General features: G+C 71.7%; 18 protein-coding genes. 6 read left to right on the top strand and 12 right to left on the bottom strand.

Annotated elements, in window-relative coordinates; translation table 11 throughout:
- Positions 1 to 47: 47 nt before the first annotated feature.
- Both IF04_RS0115810 and IF04_RS0115805 read left to right on the top strand, forming a co-directional pair.
- A complete protein-coding gene (locus IF04_RS0115810) occupies positions 48 to 809 on the top strand; it encodes a GNAT family N-acetyltransferase (RefSeq protein WP_030256836.1) in 762 nt (253 codons plus the stop codon).
- Positions 810 to 961: 152 nt separating this feature from the next.
- A complete protein-coding gene (locus IF04_RS0115805) occupies positions 962 to 1,171 on the top strand; it encodes a hypothetical protein (RefSeq protein ID WP_030256833.1) in 210 nt (69 codons plus the stop codon).
- A 76-nt stretch (positions 1,172 to 1,247) separates the two neighbouring features.
- Here IF04_RS0115805 and glnA read toward each other — a convergent pair whose 3' ends face one another.
- Positions 1,248 to 2,657 (bottom strand): type I glutamate--ammonia ligase, encoded by a 1,410-nt coding sequence (gene glnA, locus IF04_RS0115800; RefSeq protein ID WP_030256830.1) that lies wholly within the window; start codon positions 2,655 to 2,657, stop codon positions 1,248 to 1,250.
- A gap of 283 nt (positions 2,658 to 2,940) precedes the next feature.
- On the opposite strand from glnA, the gene IF04_RS0115795 reads away from it, so the two are divergent.
- A complete protein-coding gene (locus tag IF04_RS0115795; RefSeq protein ID WP_030256828.1) occupies positions 2,941 to 3,408 on the top strand; it encodes an RDD family protein in 468 nt (155 codons plus the stop codon).
- Between the two features lie 123 nt (positions 3,409 to 3,531).
- Here IF04_RS0115795 and IF04_RS0115790 read toward each other — a convergent pair whose 3' ends face one another.
- The 4 genes from IF04_RS0115790 to lipB form a co-directional block, all read right to left on the bottom strand.
- Positions 3,532 to 4,227, bottom strand: a complete 696-nt coding sequence (locus IF04_RS0115790) for a DUF4191 domain-containing protein (protein WP_030256826.1) — start codon at positions 4,225 to 4,227, stop codon at positions 3,532 to 3,534.
- Between the two features lie 10 nt (positions 4,228 to 4,237).
- The gene (locus IF04_RS0115785) at positions 4,238 to 4,456 is read right to left on the bottom strand and encodes an SCO2195 family GlnR-regulated protein (protein WP_030256824.1); all 219 of its coding nucleotides are present in this window, start codon (positions 4,454 to 4,456) and stop codon (positions 4,238 to 4,240) included.
- 354 nt (positions 4,457 to 4,810) lie between these two features.
- Positions 4,811 to 5,761: a lipoyl synthase gene (gene lipA / locus IF04_RS0115780; protein WP_030256822.1), complete on the bottom strand. Its 951-nt coding sequence runs from the start codon at positions 5,759 to 5,761 to the stop codon at positions 4,811 to 4,813.
- Positions 5,762 to 5,898: 137 nt separating this feature from the next.
- Complete coding sequence (gene lipB, locus IF04_RS0115775; RefSeq protein WP_030256819.1) at positions 5,899 to 6,681, bottom strand: lipoyl(octanoyl) transferase LipB; 783 nt, start codon at positions 6,679 to 6,681, stop codon at positions 5,899 to 5,901.
- Between the two features lie 361 nt (positions 6,682 to 7,042).
- Between lipB and IF04_RS0115770 the strand changes: the two genes are divergently transcribed.
- Entirely contained in the window at positions 7,043 to 8,527 is a 1,485-nt protein-coding gene (locus tag IF04_RS0115770; RefSeq protein ID WP_030256816.1) for an NsdA family TPR-like regulatory protein, read from the top strand.
- Between the two features lie 88 nt (positions 8,528 to 8,615).
- On the opposite strand, the gene IF04_RS0115765 is transcribed toward IF04_RS0115770, so the two are convergent.
- A complete protein-coding gene (locus IF04_RS0115765) occupies positions 8,616 to 10,118 on the bottom strand; it encodes an NAD(P)/FAD-dependent oxidoreductase (protein WP_245654413.1) in 1,503 nt (500 codons plus the stop codon).
- Between the two features lie 568 nt (positions 10,119 to 10,686).
- Positions 10,687 to 11,580, bottom strand: a complete 894-nt coding sequence (locus IF04_RS0115755) for a TIGR01777 family oxidoreductase (protein WP_030256812.1) — start codon at positions 11,578 to 11,580, stop codon at positions 10,687 to 10,689.
- Between the two features lie 38 nt (positions 11,581 to 11,618).
- Here IF04_RS0115755 and IF04_RS0115750 point away from each other — a divergent pair, with 38 nt between their 5' ends.
- Positions 11,619 to 12,131: a GNAT family N-acetyltransferase gene (locus tag IF04_RS0115750; RefSeq protein ID WP_030256810.1), complete on the top strand. Its 513-nt coding sequence runs from the start codon at positions 11,619 to 11,621 to the stop codon at positions 12,129 to 12,131.
- Between the two features lie 74 nt (positions 12,132 to 12,205).
- On the opposite strand, the gene IF04_RS0115745 is transcribed toward IF04_RS0115750, so the two are convergent.
- Positions 12,206 to 12,730 carry a DUF4240 domain-containing protein gene (locus tag IF04_RS0115745; protein ID WP_030256809.1) on the bottom strand — a complete coding sequence of 175 codons (525 nt, stop codon included), beginning with the start codon at positions 12,728 to 12,730 and terminating at the stop codon, positions 12,206 to 12,208.
- A 144-nt stretch (positions 12,731 to 12,874) separates the two neighbouring features.
- On the opposite strand from IF04_RS0115745, the gene IF04_RS0115740 reads away from it, so the two are divergent.
- Complete coding sequence (locus tag IF04_RS0115740; protein ID WP_051831283.1) at positions 12,875 to 13,831, top strand: SDR family oxidoreductase; 957 nt, start codon at positions 12,875 to 12,877, stop codon at positions 13,829 to 13,831.
- A 7-nt stretch (positions 13,832 to 13,838) separates the two neighbouring features.
- On the opposite strand, the gene IF04_RS0115735 is transcribed toward IF04_RS0115740, so the two are convergent.
- From IF04_RS0115735 to sucB, 4 genes are all read right to left on the bottom strand, one after another.
- Positions 13,839 to 14,822, bottom strand: a complete 984-nt coding sequence (locus IF04_RS0115735; RefSeq protein ID WP_030256804.1) for a helix-turn-helix transcriptional regulator — start codon at positions 14,820 to 14,822, stop codon at positions 13,839 to 13,841.
- Positions 14,823 to 15,050: 228 nt separating this feature from the next.
- On the bottom strand, positions 15,051 to 17,726 hold the full coding sequence (gene aceE / locus IF04_RS0115730) for a pyruvate dehydrogenase (acetyl-transferring), homodimeric type (RefSeq protein ID WP_030256802.1): 2,676 nt from the start codon (positions 17,724 to 17,726) through the stop codon (positions 15,051 to 15,053).
- Between the two features lie 285 nt (positions 17,727 to 18,011).
- Positions 18,012 to 18,635: a GntR family transcriptional regulator gene (locus tag IF04_RS0115725; protein ID WP_030256798.1), complete on the bottom strand. Its 624-nt coding sequence runs from the start codon at positions 18,633 to 18,635 to the stop codon at positions 18,012 to 18,014.
- Between the two features lie 145 nt (positions 18,636 to 18,780).
- The gene (gene sucB / locus IF04_RS0115720) at positions 18,781 to 20,508 is read right to left on the bottom strand and encodes a 2-oxoglutarate dehydrogenase, E2 component, dihydrolipoamide succinyltransferase (RefSeq protein WP_030256796.1); all 1,728 of its coding nucleotides are present in this window, start codon (positions 20,506 to 20,508) and stop codon (positions 18,781 to 18,783) included.
- Between the last annotated feature and the right edge of the window lie 21 nt (positions 20,509 to 20,529).

Below are 20,529 nucleotides of genomic sequence, written 5' to 3'. Positions count from 1 at the left end.
GCCCTACTGATGTTCTCCCGACATCCGTACTCCCCACCCAGAGAGCAATGCAGGCAACGACTCACGCACCCCGAGCCGCCGACCTGTTCCACCAGGGACTGGAGCGCCAGGCCGGCGCCGCCCTGCTGCGCTTCGGCGCCGCCCGGCCGCGCCCGGCCGACCGGATCAGCTGGACCGCTGACGGCGCCGCCGCCTGGCTCGACGACGCCCGCGGTCATGTGTGGTCCGTCGGCGAACCGGAAGCCGCCGCCGGCCTCGTCCTGCGCGCGGCCCTGGCCCTGCCCGACCGGGTACGGGAGTTCACGGGCCCCCGCGGCACCGAGACCCTGGTCGGCCGCCACCTCCCGGTGAGGGACATCGTCGAGTGGATCTTCCGCTGGACCCTGGACGAGCCCCCGGTGCAACGCGGCGAGGACCGCGTGATCGTCCTCGACGAGTCCCACCACGCCGAAATCCACGCCTTCCTCACCGAGCACAGCCCCGCCCACTCCACCGGCCCCGGCTCCGCCGACGTCAGCCTGTGGGCCGGCATCCGCGACCCCGACGGCCGGCTCGTCGCCTGCGGCGCCCTGAGCAGCCTCCGCGACAGCGGCGCCCCGCTGATGGCCTCCGTCGCGACCGACGCGGCACAGCGCGGTCAGGGCCTCGGCGCGGCCCTCACCTCCTGGCTCACCCGCCACGCCGTCCACCACCACGGCTTCTGCACCCTCTGGCAACTGGCCGACAACACCCCCGCCGACCGCCTCTACACCCGCCTCGGCTACCGCAACGAGGACCCCTGCGTCTCGGCGCGCATCCCGGCGCACTGACCGCACGACCGGCCTCTCCCAGCAGCACAGGCGCGGAATCTCCCGTTTCGGGCTATACCGGGGGAGCGGGGTATATGTCCGCCACGCCGAGCAAGTAGCTCGCCGCGGTGGGCAGTCGTGCCCTGACGTGCGGCTGACGGGAGGTCCGGCAATTGCTGACCATCGACCTGGCGCTCTTACTTGCTGTCATCCTCTTCCTGGTGATGCGCCGCCCCCCAGCGCCCAGAAAGCGAATCGATCAGGTCCTGGTGGTGTTCGCCGCTGTGGCGTTCGGAGTCCTCATCGCCACGACCCCTCTCGGCCAGGGAATCCTGGACTTCCTCGGCGAACTCACGCGCGGCGTCTCACAAGCCGCCTCCTGAACGCCGCGAGGGCCGTCACCCCGTGAACGGGGTGACGGCCCTCGGTGCAAGAGCGGTGCTCGTTGAGCAGTGCTTCTTAGATGTCGAAGTACAGCTCGAACTCGTGCGGGTGCGGGCGGAGCTGGATCGGGGCGATTTCGTTGGTGCGCTTGTAGTCGATCCAGGTCTCGATCAGGTCCGAGGTGAAGACGCCGCCCTGCTGGAGGTACTCGTTGTCCGCCTCGAGGGCGTCGAGGACCGCGGGGAGGGAGGTCGGGACCTGCTGGACGTTCGCGTGCTCCTCGGGAGCGAGCTCGTACAGGTCCTTGTCGATCGGCTCGGCCGGCTCGATCTTGTTCTTCACGCCGTCCAGGCCCGCGAGGAGGAGGGCCGAGAAGGCCAGGTACGGGTTGGAGGACGGGTCCGGGGCGCGGAACTCGACGCGCTTGGCCTTCGGGTTCGAGCCGGTGATCGGGATACGCATCGCGGCCGAACGGTTGCGCTGCGAGTACACCATGTTGACCGGGGCCTCGAAGCCGGGGACCAGGCGGTGGTAGGAGTTCACCGTCGGGTTGGTGAAGGCCAGCAGCGACGGGGCGTGCTTGAGGATGCCGCCGATGTAGTAGCGGGCGGTGTCCGAGAGGCCCGCGTAGCCCTGCTCGTCGTAGAAGAGCGGCTCGCCGCCGGACCACAGGGACTGGTGGACGTGCATGCCGGAACCGTTGTCACCGAAGATCGGCTTCGGCATGAAGGTCGCGGTCTTGTTGTTGCGCCAGGCGACGTTCTTCACGATGTACTTGAAGAGCATCAGGTCGTCGGCCGCGGCGAGCAGCGTGTTGAACTTGTAGTTGATCTCCGCCTGGCCGGCCGTGCCGACCTCGTGGTGCTGGCGCTCGACCTTCAGGCCGGCCCGGTCCAGCTCCAGGGAGATCTCGGCGCGCAGGTCGGCGAAGTGGTCGACCGGCGGGGCCGGGAAGTAACCGCCCTTGTAGCGGACCTTGTAGCCGCGGTTGTTCTCCACCGCACCGGTGTTCCAGGCGCCGGCCTCGGAGTCGATGTGGTAGAAGCTCTCGTTCGCCGACGTCTGGAAGCGGACGTTGTCGAAGACGTAGAACTCGGCCTCGGGGCCGAAGAACGCGGTGTCGGCGATGCCGGTGGAGGCGAGGTACGCCTCGGCCTTCTTCGCCACGTTCCGCGGGTCACGGCTGTACTGCTCGCCGGTGATCGGGTCGTGGATGAAGAAGTTGACGTTGAGGGTCTTGTCCCGGCGGAACGGGTCGACACGCGCCGTGGACAGGTCCGCGCGCAGCGCCATGTCGGACTCGTGGATGGCCTGGAAACCACGGATCGAGGAGCCGTCGAAGGCGAGCTCCTCGGTCGGGTCGAACGCCTCCGCCGGTACCGTGAAGTGCTGCATGACACCGGGCAGGTCGCAGAATCGGACGTCGACGAACTTGACGTCCTCGTCCGCGATGAACTTCTTGGCCTCGTCGGCGTTCTGGAACATCCAACTCCTCCTAGCCCGGTCACCGGTCGGCGGCTCGGGGTTGCTCCTCGGATCGCGACCATGTGCGGTGGCGCGCTCGCCCGACCATAGGTAGGCGGGATTTCCCAAGCATGACCCATTTGTTTCGCCCAGGTTAACCGGCGCGCGGTGCCTGTGGCCCGTCGTGGCGCCCCGGCCGGGTGCCGGGACGGCCCCGCACCCCGTACGGCGTGGTGGCGGCCGCACACCCGGTTCCGGCGCCCCGGCCCGCGGGAAATGTATGCGGTCGCAGTACCGTGGACGGGTGGACAACAGGCAAGCAATGGGATCGTGGCTCTCCGGGCCCCGCGCGGCGGCCGAGGACATGGGCGTCGACTTCGGTTACCGGGGGCAGCAGCTGGGACTGCCGGAGCACGGCTCCGGCTCGGTCGCCCGCCCGGGCCGCCGGATCGCGGCCCTCCTCATCGACTGGGCGCTGTGCATGCTCGTCGCGTACGGGCTGCTCAGCGGCGGCAAGGCGAACGCGGCGAGCAACTGGGCGCTGCTGGTCTTCCTGGTCCTGAGCCTGCTGACCGTCGGTACGGTCGGCTTCACTCCCGGGAAGCGGCTGCTCGGCCTGCGGGTCGTCTCCGAGGGCGGCGGCCGGCTGTCGCTGCCCCGGGTACTGGTCCGTACGGTCGCGCTGATGATCGTCATCCCCGCCGCGATCTGGGACCGCGACGGCCGCGGCCTGCACGACCGCCTGGCGCGCGCCGTCCAGGTACGGATCTGAGGCACGTACACGCGCCCGCGGGCACAGCTCCGAGGCGCGTACGCGCCCGCACACGACGAGCGGCCCGGGACCTGGTGGTCCCGGGCCGCTCGTCGTGTCGTCGTCGGACGGACGGCGAAGCCGTCAGCGCATCCGGCCGCCCTTCGGCATCCGCGCGCCCTTGGGCATCGGCCCCTTCGGCACCGGCATGTTGCTCATCAGGTCGCCGAGCGCCTTCAGCCGGTCGTTGGTGGCCGTCACCTGGGGGCCGGTCAGCGTGCGCGGCAGCTTCAGCAGCGTCGTACGCAGCTTCTTCAGCGGGATCTGGCCCTCGTCGTCACCGACCACGAAGTCGTGGACCGGCGCGTCGGAGACCGTCCGGGCCATCCGCTTCTTCTCCGCGGCCAGCAGGCCACGGAGGCGGTTCGGATTGCCCTCGCCGACGAGCACGATGCCGGGCTTGCCGACCGCGCGGTGCACGACGTCCTGGTTGCGGTTCATCGCGACCGCAGGGGTCACCGACCAGCCGCGGCCGATGTTCTCCAGCACGGCGGCCGCCGCACCCGGCTGGCCCTCCATCTGGCCGAAGGCGGCCTTCTCGGCGCGCCGGCCGAAGATGATCGCCATCGCCAGGAAGGCCAGCAGGAAGCCCAGAATGCCGGCGTACACGGGGTGGCCGATCAGGAAGCCGATGGCAAGGAGAACGCCGAATACGACGATGCCCACGCCCGCGACGACAAGACCGACCTTGGAGTCGACCCGACGGGTCATCTTGTAGGTCAGGGCGATCTGCTTGAGCCGCCCCTGGTTCGCAGTGTCTGCGTTTTCCTTCCTCGCCATGTACGGAAGTTTACGTGGCCGAGGTGCTCCGGGTCGCCGCGGCCTCCAGTACATGCTGGGCGGCCCTCCGGTCCTCGGCGCGGCGGCGGTCCTCGAGGACCGCGGTCCAGGCGTTCCGGCGGGCGGTGCGCTGACCATTGCGCATCAGCAGCGACTCCATGGCGCGCAGGGCGCCGGTGACGGACGGGATCGGCAGTGCGGCGGTGGCGCGGACGGGCGCGGCCTGCATGGCGTGAGTCCCCTTCGGGGTGGTGGGAACAACGGGAGTGTGAGCGGTGCGTGCATCCATCGTCACGGAAAGCTTCACGGATAGGTGTTACCAACGGATGACCGTACGGTCAAACGCCCATGAATCGTCGGCGCGGCCCGCACCGCTCCCGCCTGGGAGAAGTACGGGCCGCGCCGTCCGGCGTGTGCCGGGATTCACATCGTCGGGGCCGGGAGAGGCCGCTCGCGAATGCAAAGAATTTTTAGTTGATCGTGCGGACGGGTGGCGCCCGACGGTGATCGACGCGGCACGACGGCCACCCGTCCACCATGCGGGCGCTTCCCGATGGTGATCACACCGCCTTCCGGCGAGCGATCACACGGCCGGGCGCTCCGCGTCCGCCGCGCGCTTGTCCATCGCCTGCTGGTAGAGGCGGCCGGCCCGGTACGAGGAGCGGACCAGCGGCCCGGACATGACGCCCGCGTAGCCGATCTCCTCCGCCTCCTCCTTGAGCTCGACGAACTCCTGCGGCTTCACCCAGCGGTCCACCGGGTGGTGCCGCACCGTCGGACGCAGGTACTGGGTGATCGTGATCAGCTCGCAGCCCGCGTCGTACAGGTCCTGCAGCGCCTCGCTGATCTCCTCACGGGTCTCGCCCATGCCCAGGATCAGGTTCGACTTGGTCACCAGGCCGTCCTTGCGGGCCTCCGTGATGACCTTCAGGGAACGCTCGTACCGGAAACCGGGGCGGATCCGCTTGAAGATCCGCGGCACCGTCTCCACGTTGTGGGCCAGCACCTCGGGGCGCGAGGAGAAGACCTCGGCCAGCTGGTCGGGCTCCGCGTTGAAGTCCGGGATCAGCAGCTCGACACCCGTGTCGGGCATCAGGCCGTGGATCTGCCGGACGGTCTCGGCGTACAGCCAGGCCCCGCCGTCGTCCAGGTCGTCGCGCGCGACACCGGTGATCGTGGCGTACCGCAGACCCATGGTCTGTACGGATTCGGCCACCCGGCGCGGCTCGTCGCGGTCCAGCTCCTGCGGCTTGCCGGTGTCGATCTGGCAGAAGTCGCAGCGGCGCGTGCACTGGTCACCGCCGATGAGGAAGGTCGCCTCGCGGTCCTCCCAGCACTCGAAGATGTTGGGACAGCCCGCCTCCTGGCAGACCGTGTGCAGGCCCTCGCTCTTCACCAGGCCCTGCAGGTGGTTGTACTCGGGGCCCATTTTCGCCCGGGTCTTGATCCACTCGGGCTTGCGCTCGATGGGGGTCTGGCTGTTCCGGACCTCCAGGCGCAGCATCTTGCGTCCGTCGGGTGCGACAGCGGACACTCCGGCTCCCTAAGCTTCGTTTCTTCGGCGTACCCAGGGTACGCCCGTTATTCGCACGTCTTTACGTGCTGCGCAACCCGCTACTGCCGGGCTGCATTCCGCCGGGGCCCTCTCGTGGAGGACGCCGGCGGGCCGGGTCAGACGGCGCGGGGCAGCAGCTCGGCGTTCTCCAGGACGTCGCGCAGATGCTTCTCGGCGACCGGTAGCACCTCGTCGATGGTGACCTCGCGGCCCAGCTCGTTCGAGAGCGAGGTCACGCCCGCGTCGCGGATGCCGCACGGGACGATCTTGTCGAATTCGGTGTTGTCCGGATTCACGTTCAGCGCGAAGCCGTGCATCGTCACACCCTTCGCCACCCGGATACCGATCGCGGCGAGCTTGCGGTCCTCGCGGCGCTGCCCGGCGTTGGACGGGGCGTACTCCGGGCCATTCAGCCGGGGGTCGAACAGCTCGTCGTTGACGCGCGGATCGAAGTCCAGGTTCAGGCCGCCCAGGGCCGCCCGCTGCTCGATCGGATCGCCCAGCACCCACACACCGCTGCGGCCCTCGACCCGGGAGGTCTCCACGCCGAACTCGGCGGCCACCCCGATCAGGGCCTCCTCCAGGCGGCGCACGTGCGCCACCACGTCGACCGGCCGCGGCAGCTTCTGGATCGGGTAACCGACCAGCTGCCCCGGACCGTGCCAGGTGATCTTCCCGCCGCGGTCCACGTCGATGACGGGGGTGCCGTCCAGGGGGCGCTCACTGTCGGCCGTACGCCGGCCCGCCGTATACACGGGCGGGTGCTCCAGCAGCAGACAGGTGTCCGGGACCTCGTCGGCGAACCGGGCGGCGTGCACCCGGCGCTGCTCCTGCCACGCCGTCGTGTACTCCACGGCGTCGGCGCCGAAGCCCATCCGGACAAAGCGCAGCTCACTCATGGCGGCTCCTCTTATTGCATCCATCGCGCCCGTCACCACTGTACGGCCGTGCCTGGAAACGCCCGAGGGCGGCCGGGTACGGGGCCGTACGAGGGGCCGGTGGCGGCCGCTGCGTCCCTGGGTGGTGCAGGTGTGACGGACGGTACGGAGTGGACGTACGGGACAGGACTTCCGGTGGGGCTCGGTGAGGCCGCGTCGGCCCACGACGCTGTGCTCACACGATCGGATGAACGCGGAGAGAACCTGGCCGGAACTCCTCCTTGGGCCGCTACATTCACGCCGTTCCAGGAGGGCGAAAGCGCCGGACGGTGTCGACCGGGCCCGGGCGGCGCGGCCCGGAAGGCAGGAGACCGTAAAGCTGATGACGGAACGACCCGACCCAGGCCCACAGCTTGAGGGATCGCCGCAACGCACACCCAATCGCAGACTCGCCTCGCTGATCGCGGAGGCGGGATTCTCCAATGCCGGTCTGGCCCGCCGGGTGGACCAGCTGGGGCTGGAACACGGGCTCGACCTGCGCTACGACAAGACATCGGTGACCAGATGGCTGCGCGGCCAGCAGCCACGCGGCACCACCCCCGCACTGATCGCCGAGGTCTTCACCCGCCGCCTCGGACGCCGGCTCTCGGCGCAGGACCTGGGTCTGGACGCCTGCGCGCCCGTATACGCGGGGCTCGAATTCGCCGCGAGCCCCGGCGAGGCCGTCGACATCGTCAGCGGACTGTGGCGCAAGGACTCCGGCAGCCACGCCGAACTGCGGAAGATCGCGTTCACCCCGGCCGGCCTGGTGGTGCCCAGCCGCGACTGGCTCATCGGACGCGCCGACGAACGGGTCGCGCGGGGCGAACCGGGCCCCGAGCCGCCCGGCCCCCGGGTGCCCCCACAGCTGCGTACAGGAGTACCCCGCCAGCGCCGCCCCGAGCGCCCGGACCCCGCGCACGGCTACCGGGTGTCGGGCGGCGACATCGCGGCACTGCGGTCGGTCGGCGAGCTCTTCCGGACGCTGGACCACGCGTACGGCGGCGGACACGCGCGCCAGGCACTGGTGCGCTACCTGGAACACGAGGCCGAGCCCATGCTGCGCGGCGCGTACAGCGAGACCATCGGGCGGCGGCTCTTCTCGGCCGTCGCCGACCTGACCCGGCTGGCCGGCTGGACCTCGTACGACATCACCGCGCACGGCCTCGCACAGCGCTACTTCGTCCAGGCGCTGCGGCTCGCCCAGGCCGCCGGAGACCGCGCGTACGGCAGCTACGTCCTGATCACGATGAGCCGGCAGGCGGTGTACCTCGGGCACGGCCGGGAGGCCGTCCAGCTGGCGCGGGTGGCCCAGCAGGGCATCGGCAGCGGCCCCCCGCCGCTGGTCCAGGCGCTGCTGCACGCGGCCGAGGCACGCGGGCACGCGGTACTGGGCGAGGTACGCGCCTGCACCGCGTCCCTGGCCCGCGCCGAACGGGCACTGGAGGCCGCGCGCCCCGGGGACGAGGTCCCGCACTGGGCGCGCTGCTTCGACGAAGCCCAGCTCGCGGACGAATTCGGGCACTGCCACCGCGATCTGCAGCAGTACCGCGCGGCCGCCCAGCACGCCGAACGCTCGCTGCAGCTGCGCGGCGCGGGCTACGCCCGCAGCCGGCTGCTCTGCCGCCTGGTGCTGGCGAGCGCCCGGCTGGGCCTGGGCGAACTGGAGCAGGCGTGCACGCTGGGCGCGGAGGCGGCGGTACAGGCGGCGGAGATGCGGTCCGTACGAGTGCATGAGTACGTACGGGACTTCGAACGCAGGCTGGAGCCGTACCGGGACGCCGCCCCCGTACGCGGGTACCGCGACAAGGTGACCGCGCTGGGGTGAGACGCGGGCGGTACGGAGTGGGGCGGCGGGGCCGGGGCGAGTGTGTGACGCCTCGGCCCCGCGGCGTGGGGTCTGTCCGCCGACGGGCTCAGGCCGCGTCGGAGAGGGCGCGGGGGGAGTCGTCGGGCGCCGGGATGCCGAAGTCGCTCAGCAGGGCGCGCGCTGCCCGGCGACCCGAGCGCAGCGCGCCCTGGACCGTGCCGGTGTCGCGGTGGTCCCCGCAGACGTACAGCCCGGCCAGGACGCGTACGGAACGCAGCGGATCGTGCGGCGCGGGCATGGCCGGCACGGCGTACGGATCATGATGCGCGGCCAGCAGCCGCCAGCCGTCGGTGCCGGTCCCGTACAGCCGCTCCAGCTGTGGGCGGACGGTCTTGTCGAGCGCGCCGGCGGGCAGCGTGGCGGCGGAGCCGAGCACGGCGGTGGTGATCAGCGACTTGCCGGGCGGGGTGCGCGAGGGGTCGACCGCGCTCGCCACATAGCTGTACGCCACCGGCCCCTCGGTCGGCAGGAACAGCGCCGCGTCCTGTGCCTGTGGATAACTCAGGGCGGTGTCGGCGGTGTGGTGCAACATGGTCACAGGATGAAAGTCGGGGACCCGGAGCCCCGGCAACAGCTCAGCGGCGTCGCGCGCCCCCGTGGCCACGAGCGCTGCTCGGCACCGGAGTTGACGCTGATCGGAGGTGGTGACGAGCGTGGTGGAGACGGAGACGGCACGGACGGACGTGCGCACGGTGCCCGGCGGCAGCGAGGCGGCGAGCAGCTCGGGGACGCTCGCCGCACCTCCCGCCGGCAGACACAACCGCCCGGTGGCGAAGGCGCGCAGGGTGAGGGCGGCGCCGAGGCTGGAGCCCTGCAGCGTGGGATCGCCGAGCAGAGCGGTCAGCAACGGACGCAGCGCGGCGGCGCGGGGCGAGAGGACGTCATGGACCGGCTGGTCGCGTCCCGGACCCGAGGCGCTGCGGGAAGCCCGTTGCGTGCCCTGGGGGACGCGCAGCGCGGGAAGACGTGAGGTACCGAGGCCGGGGAAGCGGGCGGTCGCGAGGCCGGGAAGCCGCGAGGTGCCGAGACCGGGGAGCCGGGAGGTCGCGAGCGAGGGGAGACGGGGCGACGGGCCCAGCGGTCCGCCGGGCGATGGCAGGCGGGGACCGGGGAGCGAGGGGATACGGACGCCGGTGCGCGGGGAGGGGCGTGCAGAGGCGCGCGAAAGGGCGCGCGCTGTGGCCAGTGCGACCCTTGTGCTCCGGACAGCACCGATGCGCTGCGCGCGGCGCCCGTTGTGCAGACATATACCGGGCGCGAAGGGCCGCAGCGTGAGGTCGCCGAGCGCGGGGGTTCTGCTCAGCTCGGGATAGGAGCTGACCAGGAGCTGACTGCCCCGGTCCAGTCGGAAGCCGTCCAGCTCCTCGGTAGTGGCGCGGCCACCGACGCGGTCGGCGGCCTCCAGGACGGCGACGGTGGCGCCGGCGCGGGTGAGGTGGTGCGCGGCGGCCAGACCGGCCACGCCACCACCGATGATGACGACGTCCACGGTGTCCGCCGGGGGTGCTGGCTCGGACGAGGGGGTTCGGGAAGCGGGGGTGCGCGGCACGGGTCCCTCCCTGGGTCGGCCGGGGTTTCGGCCCACGTCTCATGCCCTTCGCACGCACCGCTGATACCCACACATTCGAACGAGAGGGCGCACAGGGGGTCACGGACCGGCCATGCCACTGGCAAGCCACAGAAGGCATGCCGCCGGCAAAGGGGGGTGGGGACACCCCCGCCCCTGACCCCGCCCCGCCCCGGCTCGGGCCTCGATCCTGTCCGCCGGCTTCGCCCCTACCCAGCCTCGCCCCGCCTCGGCTCCCTCGGCCCCTTCCACCGTGCCCCCGGGGGCCAGCGTCCGGGGCGGGGCCGGGACGAGAGCGCCGCGTCCGCAGACGATGGGGGCTCACGCCGAGGTGATCTCCAGGGTGACGGTGGAGTAGATGCGGTCGACCGTGCCGAGGCCGAGGGGGCGCTTCAGGATGTTGTCGGTGGCTCCGACGTTGGTCTGCGTCAAGGTGTCGCGCGGGAACAGCCGTGTTCGAACGCAACAGCAGGCGACGGCTGATTCGAAGGGCTGAGTCAGGGGGTGTGGCGCCGCAGGGGACGTGGAGGCCCTGCTCTGCGCAGGCGGGCTACGCGGCAGCGATCGCCGACAGGATTGTTGGGTGGGTGAAGGTGAAGCCGTTGTTCAGGAGGCGGGTGGGGAGGACGCGTTGGCTTTGGAGGGTGTTGGTGGCGAGGTCGCCCAGGGCCAGGCGGAGGGCCGGTGCGGGGACGGTGAGGAGGGTGGGGCGGTGGAGGGCCTTTCCCATGGCGGCCGTTGCCGCGCGGTTGGTGACCGGCTCGGGGGCCGTGAGGTTCACCGGGCCCGACAGCGTCTCGTCGTCGATGAGGTGGCGCAGGGCGCGGATGTGGTCGTGTAGGGAGATGTACGACCAGTACTGGCTGCCGTCGCCGAGGCGGCCGCCGAGTCCGGCCCTGAACAGCGGGAAGAGCCGGCCCCAGGCGCCGCCCGTGCGCGAGACGACCAGGCCGGTGCGCGGGAAGGTGGTACGGATACCGGCTTCGACGGCCGGGTCGGCGGCCGCCTCCCAGTCGACGCAGACCTTGGCGAGGAAGTCGTCGCCGGGCGGGGCGGTTTCGTCCACGCGGCGCTCGCCGGTGTCGCCGTAGTAACCGATCGCGCTGCCGCAGACGAAGGAGCGCGGCGGGGTGTCGAGGGAGGCGAGGGCCTCGGCGATCGCGGCGGTGCCGAGCACCCTGCTGTCGCGGATCCGCTTCTTGTAGGCGGGCGTCCAGCGGTGGTCGCCGATGCCGGCGCCCGCTAGGTGGACCACGGAGTCGCAGCCGGCGAGCGACGCGGCGTCGACGGTCTGCCGTTCGGGATCCCAGGCCACTTCGTCGGCGGCGCGTGGCGCGTGCCGGACGAGGCGCAGCACCTCGTGGCCGTCCGCGCGCAGTGACCGCAGGAGAGCCGTGCCGATGAGACCGGTCGAGCCGGTGATCGCGATCCGCATGGTCCCCATACTGCCCGTGACGGCACACGCGTGGGACAGTGACCGGCATGCCCGAGCCGATCGTACGTACTGCCGTGCCCGCCGACGAGGCGGCGCTGGGGGCGCTGGACAGGCGGACCTGGTCGCCGCTGCACTCCGTCCAGCCGCGCCCGGAGCCGCCGTACGACCCGTTCTTCGACGCCTGGCACGTGCCGGACGACTTCCTGGTGGCGGAGGCGGACGGCCGGACGGCCGGGTACCTGCGCCTGGTACGGCCGATCCCGTTGGCCTCCAACGCCCATGTGCGGCAGATACAGGGGCTGGCCGTGGACGAGTGGGCGCGCGGCCGCGGGGTGGCCCGCGCGCTGCTCGACGCGGCGATCGGCCGGGCGGTGGCGGAGGGCGCGCAGCGGATGACGCTGCGGGTGCTGGGGCACAACGCGCCGGCCCGGCGGCTGTACGAGTCGGCGGGGTTCCGGGTGGAGGGCGTACTGCCGGGGGAGTTCCGGTTGGAGGGGCAGTACGTGGATGACGTGCTGATGGGGCGGTGGCTGGACGGGGCCGCAGCCACCACGGGCTGAGGCGCCCTGCCGGCGGCCTTACCCGTACGACCTGCCGGCGGCCTTACCCGTACGCCCTGCCGCCGGCCTTCCCCCTAAGACTCGCCCCGGAAGCGTTCCCACAGGGCGGGGAAGCGTTCCTCCAGGGCCGCGTCGTCCTCGAAGTCGATGACGGTGCCGAGTGGTTCGCGGGGTGCGGGGGCGAGGCCGAGGTCGGGCATCACGATGCCGGTGAGGCGTTCGTACGCCTCGTCCGCCGCGTACCCCAGGTCCTCCGCGTCGCCGTCCTCCTCCTCGTCGAAGTCCGGGAGGAGGTCGGCCAGCCGGTCGGGATCGTGCAGCGCGCCCTCGAAGACCTCCCGGCCTTGCCCGATCAGCCAGCAGCGGAAGTAGTCGAAGGCGTCGTCGCTCGCGCCGTCCAGCAGGATCGCGGCGGCGGCCCACAGGTCCCAGGTGTACGCGCGGTTGTAGCGCGCCTCGAAGTGCCGGGCGAAGTCGATCACGGCGTCGGGATCGAGCCGCATCAGCCGCTCGATCAGCAGATCGGCCTGTTCCTCGGGGTCGTCCTCGGCCGCCTCGCGGGAGTCGTCGATGAGCTCCCAGAACTCCGTCTCGTCCATCACAGGGTCCAGCATCCAGCTTGCCGCCCGGCCGCGCACGCGGAGCGCGGGCATCCGTCCGGGTCGTTACCGACACGGAATTCACCGGAAAAGCGGACAGGAGGTGACGGGTTTGGGTGTGAGGGTCGCGGTATGGAGACGGACATGCAGCAGCAGAGCGGTACGAACAGCGATGGGCACCGGGGAGAGCGGGCGCTGGCGGGGAAGGTGGCGCTGGTCGCCGGGGCCACGCGGGGCGCGGGGCGGGCGATGGCGGTGGAGCTGGGCCGGGCCGGCGCGGTCGTCTACGTCACGGGACGGACGACGCGGGACCACGTCAGCGAGGTGGGCCGGGCGACCGAGACGATCGAGGGGACGGCGGAGCGGGTGACCGCCGCGGGAGGCACTGGGATCGCGGTACGGGTCGATCACCTGGAGCCGGATCAGGTGCGCGCGCTGGTGGAGCGGATCGAACGGGACCACGGGCGGCTGGACGTGCTGGTCAACGACCTCTGGGGCGGTGACCGGCACGTCGAGTGGGACAAGAAGGCGTGGGAGCACGATCTCGACAAGGGGCTGCGGGTGCTGCGGCTGGGCATCGAGAGCCACCTGATCACCAGCCGGTACGCGCTGCCGCTGCTGATCCGGCGGCGCGGCGGGCTGCTCGTGGAGGTGACGGACGGCACGGCCGAGTCGAACCGTGAGTACCGCAAGCCGCTCTACTACGACCTCGCCAAGAGCGCGCCGATCCGGATCGCGCGGGACCTGGGGGAGGAGCTGGCGGAGTACGGCTGTACGGCGGTCTGCCTCACGCCGGGGTGGCTGCGCTCGGAGGCGATGCTCGACACGTACTTCAAGGTGACGGAGGAGAACTGGCGGGACGGCTGCGCCCAGAACCCGCACTTCGCGATCTCCGAGACGCCCGTCTTCGTGGGGCGCGCGCTGGCGGCGCTGGCCACCGATCCGGACGTGGCGCGGTGGAACGGACAGTCGCTGTCCAGCGGCGGGCTGGCGAAGGTGTACGGCTTCACGGACGTGGACGGCTCGGCGCCGGACGCCTGGCGGTACATGAAGGAGGTGCAGGGGCCGGAGAAGCCGGCGGATGTGACCGGGTACCGGTGACCCGCGGCTACTCGTAGAGGCCGGCCAGCCGCCGTGCCGCCGCCGCGAACCGTTCGCGCAGCTCCGGCGGCCCGAGCAGCTCCGCCTCCGGGCCGAGTCCGAGCAGCTGGCCGTAGGCGACGTCGAGGGTCTCGACGGCGAGGGTGACGGTGATCCGCCCCTGGTCGTCGGGGGCCCCGGCCGCCGCTATGGCTTCCGCGGCCGCCGTACGGTCCGTCACATGCGGGAGCCACCGCGCGCCCGCGGGCGTGAGCCGTACGGTCACCTCCTCGCGCAGGATCGAGCGGGCGAACTGAGCGGCGCGCTCCGCCCAGAACGCGGGCAGGTCGAAGTCGGGGTCGCGGACGAAGCGGTCCTCGGTCGCGGCGACGGCGGTGAAGCGCTCCACGCGGTAGACCCGATGGCCGCCGCCGGCCCCGTCGCCGTCGCCCGCACGCGCCGCGAGGTACCAGACCCCTGCCTTCAGGACCAGCCCGTACGGCTCCAGTACGCGTTCGACCTCGGTGTCCTTGCGGGAGTACCGGGCGGTCAGCACGCGGTCGTCCCAGAGGGCCTCGGCGATGGCGGGCAGCAGTTCAGGGGTGCTCGGCGCCTGGTACCACCCAGGCGCGTCCAGATGAAAGCGCTGCGCGGCGCCCGTCGCCGCGTCGCGCAGCTCGGGGAGGAGCGCCGCGGAGACCTTCAGTCGGGCGGCGGAGGCGGCGTCGGCCAGGCCCAGCTCGCGCAGCGCGGACGGCACTCCGGAGAGGAAGAGGGCCTCGGCCTCGCTGCGGCCGAGGCCGGTGAGGCGGGTGCGGTACCCGCCGATGAGGCGGTAGCCGCCGGTCCGGCCGCGGTCCGCGTAGACGGGGATGCCGGCCTCGGACAGGGAGAGGACGTCCCGGGCGACCGTGCGCTCGGAGACCTCCAGCTCGCGCGCCAGCTCGGCCCCCGTCATCGAGGGCCGGGACTGGAGCAGCAGGACCATCTTGATCAGCCGGGCGGCACGCATGAGTTCATGATGCCGCGCGGCACTGACAACGAGATGGAGAAAGGTTCCCGTGCGGAGGTCCGGGCGCGGGTGGATTGCCTCCGCACGGGAGTGGTGGGGCGTACGGGCGCGCGGCCCGTACGCGGGAGGGGTGGCGCCGGGGCTCCCTCACGGCCCCGACGCCCACCGGAGCGCTACGGCCCCGATGTTGCTTCAGGCACGGCCCGCAAGCCGTACATCAGGCACGGCTCACAGGCCGTACTTCTCGGCGGCCTCCTTGACCGTCTCCGCCTTGACCTCGCCGCGCCGGGAGAGCGCCGCGAGGACCTGGACGACGACGGACTGCGGGTCGACGCCGAAGTGGCGGCGGGCGGCCTCACGGGTGTCGGAGAGGCCGAAGCCGTCCGTGCCGATGGAGACCCAGTCCTGCTCGACCCAGGGGGCGATCTGGTCGGGCACGGCCCGCATCCAGTCGCTGACCGCGACGACCGGGCCCTCGGCACCGGCCAGCGCACGCGTCACGTACGGCACGCGGTCCTCGCCCTTCAGGCGCGCGGCGTCGCACTCCAGCGCGTCGCGGCGCAGCTCGCCCCAGGAGGTGGCGGACCACACGTCGGCGGCCACGTCCCACTCCTCGGCGAGTATCCGCTGCGCCTCCAGGGCCCAGTGGATGGCGGTGCCGGAGGCCAGCAGCTGGGTGCGGGGGGCCTTGCCGGTGGCGCCCTCCGCCTCCTTGAAGCGGTACAGGCCCTTGACGATGCCCTCTTCGACGCCCTCCGGCATGGCCGGCTGCTGCTTGGGCTCGTTGTAGACGGTGAGGTAGTAGAAGATGTCCTCGGGGTTCTCGCCGTACATCCGGCGCAGACCGTCCTTGACGATCACCGCGATCTCGTAGGCGAAGGCCGGGTCGTAGTTGAGCGACGCCGGGTTCGTGGACGCGGTCAGGTGCGAGTGGCCGTCGGCGTGCTGGAGGCCCTCACCGGTCAGCGTCGTACGGCCGGCCGTGGCACCCACGATGAAGCCCTTGCCGAGCTGGTCGGCGAGCTGCCACATCTGGTCGGCGGTGCGCTGCCAGCCGAACATCGAGTAGAAGATGTAGAACGGGATCATCGGCTCGCCGTGCGTCGCGTACGACGTCGCGGCGGCGATGAAGTCGGCCATCGCGCCGGCCTCGGTGATCCCCTCGTTGAGGATCTGGCCGTCGGTGGCCTCCTTGTAGTACATCAGCTGGTCGCGGTCGACCGGCTCGTACGTCTGGCCCTTGGGCGAGTAGATGCCCGCCGACGGGAAGAGCGACTCCATGCCGAAGGTACGGGCCTCGTCCGGGACGATCGGCACCCAGCGCTTGCCGGTCTGCTTGTCCCGCATCAGGTCCTTGACCAGCCGGACGAAGGCCATCGTGGTGGCCATCTCCTGCTTGCCGGAGCCCTTGTACAGCGCCTTGAAGGCACGCTCCTCGGGCTGGGGCAGGGCGGCGGAGGCGTGGACGCGGCGGGCCGGGGCCGGACCGCCGAGCGCCGCGCGGCGCTCCTGGAGGTAGCGGACCTCGGGGGAGTCGGCGCCCGGGTGGCCGTACGGCACCAGCTCCTCGTCCAGCTTGGCGTCCGGGATGGGCAGGTCGAGCAGGTCCCGCATGGCGCGGAACTCCTTGCCCGACAGCTTCTTCATCTGGTGGTTGGCGTTCTTGGACTCGAAGCCGGCGCCCAGGGTGTAGCCCTTGACGGTCTGCGCGAGGATGACGGTCGGCGCGCCCTTGAACTCGACGGCCGCCTTGTACGCCGCGTACACCTTGCGGGCCTCGTGGCCACCGCGGGCGGTGTGGAAGCACTCGGCGATCTTCGCGTCGGTCAGCAGCTTCGCCATTTCGACGAGGGCCGGCTCGGCGCCGAAGAAGTGGTCGCGGATGTAGGCGACGTCGCGGGTGGCGTACGTCTGGAACTGCGCGTCCGGCACCTGGCGCAGCCGGCGGACCAGCGCACCCGTGGTGTCGAGCTGGAAGAGCTCGTCCCAGGCGGAGCCCCACAGGGATTTGACGACGTTCCAGCCGGCGGCGCGGAACTGCGCCTCCAGCTCCTGAACGATCTTGAAGTTGGCGCGCACCGGACCGTCGAGGCGCTGCAGGTTGCAGTTGATGACGAAGGTCAGGTTGTCCAGGCCCTCACGGCCGGCCAGCGCGAGGGCGGCGGTCGACTCGGGCTCGTCCATCTCGCCGTCGCCCAGGAAGGCCCAGACGTGCGAGTTGGCGGTGTCCTTGATGCCGCGGCCCTGGAGGTAGCGGTTGAAGCGGGCCTGGTAGATCGCCGACAGCGGGCCGAGGCCCATGGAAACGGTCGGGAACTCCCAGAGCCAGGGCAGGCGCCGCGGGTGCGGGTAGGACGGGAGGCCGTTGCCGCCGGCCTCCTGGCGGAAGTTGTCGAGCTGCTGCTCGTCGAGGCGGCCGTCGAGGAAGGCGCGGGCGTAGATGCCGGGCGAGGCGTGGCCCTGGATGTAGAGCTGGTCGCCGGAGCCGTCGCCTTCCTTGCCGCGGAAGAAGTGGTTGAAGCCGGTCTCGTACAGCCAGGCCGCGGACGCGAAGGTCGCGATGTGGCCGCCGACGCCGAACCGCGAGCCGCGGGTCACCATGGCGGCGGCGTTCCAGCGGTTCCAGGCGGTGATCCGGGCTTCCATCGCCTCGTCACCGGGGAAGTCCGGCTCGTCGGCGGTGGGGATGGTGTTGACGTAGTCGCTCTCCAGGAGCGGGGGGAGCGCGCTGCCTTCGTTGCGCGCGGTGTGCTCCAGGGCGCGGCGCATCAGGTAGTCCGCGCGCTGCGGGCCCGCTGCCTTGGTGACGGCGTCGACGGACTCGCGCCACTCGGCCGTCTCCTGCGGATCCCTGTCCGGGAGCTGGTCGAGCTGGCTGTACGGAGAACGTACGGGATCGGGCATGGGTGGCCCCTTTCCGGACGGAGGGAGGGAGGTGCGAGGTTTTGCTGGCAGGCAGGGTGTCGCGCCCCGAGGGAGGACGATACGCCCCTGATCGATGATCGATCAACGCTTCCGGGCGGAAAAACCGCAGGTCGGCACGGGGTGCCGCGCATTTGGGCACCGCGTGCCAGCCTCAAATGAGCCCGCGGAGGCTCACTCCGCTACTGCTCGTCGCACGCCGTCAAGATCCTCCGGGACCTCCGTCGAGATCCTTTCGCCCCCTCCCGCAAGATCCTTCCGAACCCCTCAGACGCGAGGTGCGCAGCTCAGGACGTGTGCCTTGAGGATTTCGCCGATCTTCGGGTCGCGCCGCCGGAACGCGTCGACCAGATCCTGGTGGTCCTGCGCGTGCGAACGCGGGTCGGGCGAGAACCAGCGGATCGACAGCGTCGTCCACACCTCCACGCCCAGCGACTCCCAAGTGTGCAGCAGGACATCGTTCCGTGCGGCCCGGATGATCTCGCGGTGGAACGCCACGGTGTGCCGTACCTGTGCCTCGCCGTCCCCCGCCGCGTCGGCCGTGGTGAGCGCCGCGACCTCGCGCTCCAGGGCGGTCGTGTCGTCCGCCAGCCGGCCGGCCGCGAGCTCCCCCGCGACCTGCTCCAGCCCCGCCCGGACCGGGTAGCTCTCCTTCAGGTCGGCCGCGGTCAGATTCCGTACGCGTACGCCCTTGTTCGGTGCCGACTCGATCAGCCGCAGGCTCTCCAGCTCGCGCAGCGCCTCGCGTACGGGCGTCTGACTGACCTCCAGCTCCACCGCGATGCGCCGCTCGACGATCCGCTCGCCCGGCTGCCAGCGGCCGCTGACGATCCCCTCGAGGATGTGCTCGCGGATCTGCTCGCGCAGCGAGTGGACGACGGGTGGGGTCATGCGGTGCTCCTTAGCGGCGGACGGGCCGGCGCACGGGACGGGCAGGCCAACGGTTCATTATCTGCGGGGACGCAACGGGGGACGGCCCCGGTTCGTACGAACCGGGGCCGTCCCCTTCGTCACACCTGCTGAGGGCCGTGCGGGATCAGAGACCGATCTCGGTCTCGAACTCGGCGGCCTCCAGGATCTGCTTGACCGTGGTCAGGTAGCGGGCGGCGTCCGCGCCGTCCACCAGACGGTGGTCGTAGGAGAGCGACAGGTACGTCATGTTGCGCACCGCGATGGTCTCGCCCAGCTCCGGGTGGTCCACGACCACCGGACGCTTGACGGTGGCGCCGATGCCCAGGATGGCGACCTGGTTCGGCGGCACGATGACCGTGTCGAACAGCGCACCGCGCGAGCCGGTGTTGCTGATCGTGAAGGACGCGCCGGACAGGTCGTCCGGGCTGATCTTGCTCTCGCGGACCTTGCCGGCCAGCTCGGCGGTCTTCTTGGCGATGCCCGCGATGTTCAGGTCGCCGGCGCCCTTGATGACCGGGGTCATCAGGCCCTTCTCGTTGTCCACCGCGATTCCGACGTTCTCGGAGTCGAAGTACGAGATGGTGCCCTCGTCCTCGTTGATCCGGGCGTTGATGACCGGGTGGGCCTTCAGCGCCTGGACAGCGGCCTTGACGAAGAACGGCATCGGGGACAGCTTGACGCCCTCACGGGCGGCGAAGCCGGCCTTGGCCTTCTCGCGCATCCGCATGATCTTGGTGATGTCCACCTCGACCACGGAGGTCAGCTGCGCCTGGCCGTGCAGGGCCTTCATCATGTTGTCGCCGATGACCTTGCGCATCCGCGGCATCTTGACGGTCTGGCCACGCAGCGGCGACGCCTCCAGGGCCGGAGCCTTGGACGCGGCGGCCGGAGCGGCGGCGGCAGCCGGAGCAGCGGTCTTCGCGGCCTCGGCGGCGGCGATGACGTCCTGCTTGCGGATGCGGCCACCGACGCCGGTGCCCTTGACCGAGCCGAGGTCCACGCCGTTCTCCTGGGCCAGCTTGCGGACCAGGGGGGTGACGTAGGCGCCGTCGGGCTCACCGGCGGGGGCCGCCGGGGTGACCGGGGCGGGCTGCGCGGCGGGGGCCGGAGCCGGGGCCGGGGCCGGAGCCGGGGCCGGAGCAGCCGGGGCCGGGGCGGGCTTCTCAGCAGCCGGGGCGGCCGGAGCCGGAGCCGGGGTGGGCTCGGCGGCCGGGGCGGCCGGGGCAGCGGCCGGAGCGGCCGCGGGGGCGGCACCGGCAGCACCGATGACGGCGAGCTTGGCGCCGACCTCGGCGGTCTCGTCCTCGCCCACCACGATCTCCAGCAGGGTGCCGGAGGCCGGGGCCGGGATCTCGGTGTCGACCTTGTCGGTGGAGACCTCGAGCAGCGGCTCGTCGGCCTCGACGGACTCGCCGACCTCCTTCAGCCACCGGGTGACGGTGCCCTCGGTGACCGACTCGCCCAGCGCGGGCAGGACGACGTCGGTGCCCTCGGCGGAGCCAGCGGCCGGAGCCGCGGGGGCCTCGGCGGCCGGGGCCGGGGCGGCCTCGGGCTCGGGCTGCGCGGCGGGGGCCTCAGCGGCGGCCGGGGCCGGAGCCTCGGCAGGCGCGCCGGAGCCGTCGTCGATGATGGCCAGCTCGGCGCCGACCTCGACGGTCTCGTCCTCGGCGACCTTGATGGACGCCAGGACGCCGGCCGCGGGGGCGGGGATCTCGGTGTCGACCTTGTCGGTCGACACCTCGAGCAGGGGCTCGTCGGCCTCGACGCGCTCACCCTCGGCCTTGAGCCAGCGGGTGACGGTGCCCTCGGTGACGCTCTCGCCGAGCGCCGGAAGGGTTACGGAAACCGCCATGGTTTCAGTTGCTCCTAACGA

This window comes from Streptomyces violens (genome assembly GCF_000717745.1).
In the GTDB taxonomy this organism is placed as follows: Bacteria; Actinomycetota; Actinomycetes; order Streptomycetales; family Streptomycetaceae; genus Streptomyces; species Streptomyces violens.
Note: the sequence above shows the minus strand (reverse complement) of the source record. Positions and strands in the feature narration are given on the sequence as shown.

Coding starts and splice junctions, on each gene's coding strand:
- IF04_RS0115810 (WP_030256836.1), top strand. CDS start 48: ATGCAGGCAACGACTCACGCACCCCGAGCCGCCGACCTGTTCCACCAG.
- glnA (WP_030256830.1), bottom strand. CDS start 2,657: ATGTTCCAGAACGCCGACGAGGCCAAGAAGTTCATCGCGGACGAGGAC.
- IF04_RS0115790 (WP_030256826.1), bottom strand. CDS start 4,227: ATGGCGAGGAAGGAAAACGCAGACACTGCGAACCAGGGGCGGCTCAAG.
- IF04_RS0115785 (WP_030256824.1), bottom strand. CDS start 4,456: ATGCAGGCCGCGCCCGTCCGCGCCACCGCCGCACTGCCGATCCCGTCC.
- lipB (WP_030256819.1), bottom strand. CDS start 6,681: ATGAGTGAGCTGCGCTTTGTCCGGATGGGCTTCGGCGCCGACGCCGTG.
- IF04_RS0115770 (WP_030256816.1), top strand. CDS start 7,043: ATGACGGAACGACCCGACCCAGGCCCACAGCTTGAGGGATCGCCGCAA.
- IF04_RS0115755 (WP_030256812.1), bottom strand. CDS start 11,580: ATGGGGACCATGCGGATCGCGATCACCGGCTCGACCGGTCTCATCGGC.
- IF04_RS0115750 (WP_030256810.1), top strand. CDS start 11,619: ATGCCCGAGCCGATCGTACGTACTGCCGTGCCCGCCGACGAGGCGGCG.
- IF04_RS0115745 (WP_030256809.1), bottom strand. CDS start 12,730: ATGGACGAGACGGAGTTCTGGGAGCTCATCGACGACTCCCGCGAGGCG.
- IF04_RS0115740 (WP_051831283.1), top strand. CDS start 12,875: ATGCAGCAGCAGAGCGGTACGAACAGCGATGGGCACCGGGGAGAGCGG.
- IF04_RS0115735 (WP_030256804.1), bottom strand. CDS start 14,822: ATGCGTGCCGCCCGGCTGATCAAGATGGTCCTGCTGCTCCAGTCCCGG.
- aceE (WP_030256802.1), bottom strand. CDS start 17,726: ATGCCCGATCCCGTACGTTCTCCGTACAGCCAGCTCGACCAGCTCCCG.
- IF04_RS0115725 (WP_030256798.1), bottom strand. CDS start 18,635: ATGACCCCACCCGTCGTCCACTCGCTGCGCGAGCAGATCCGCGAGCAC.
- sucB (WP_030256796.1), bottom strand. CDS start 20,508: ATGGCGGTTTCCGTAACCCTTCCGGCGCTCGGCGAGAGCGTCACCGAG.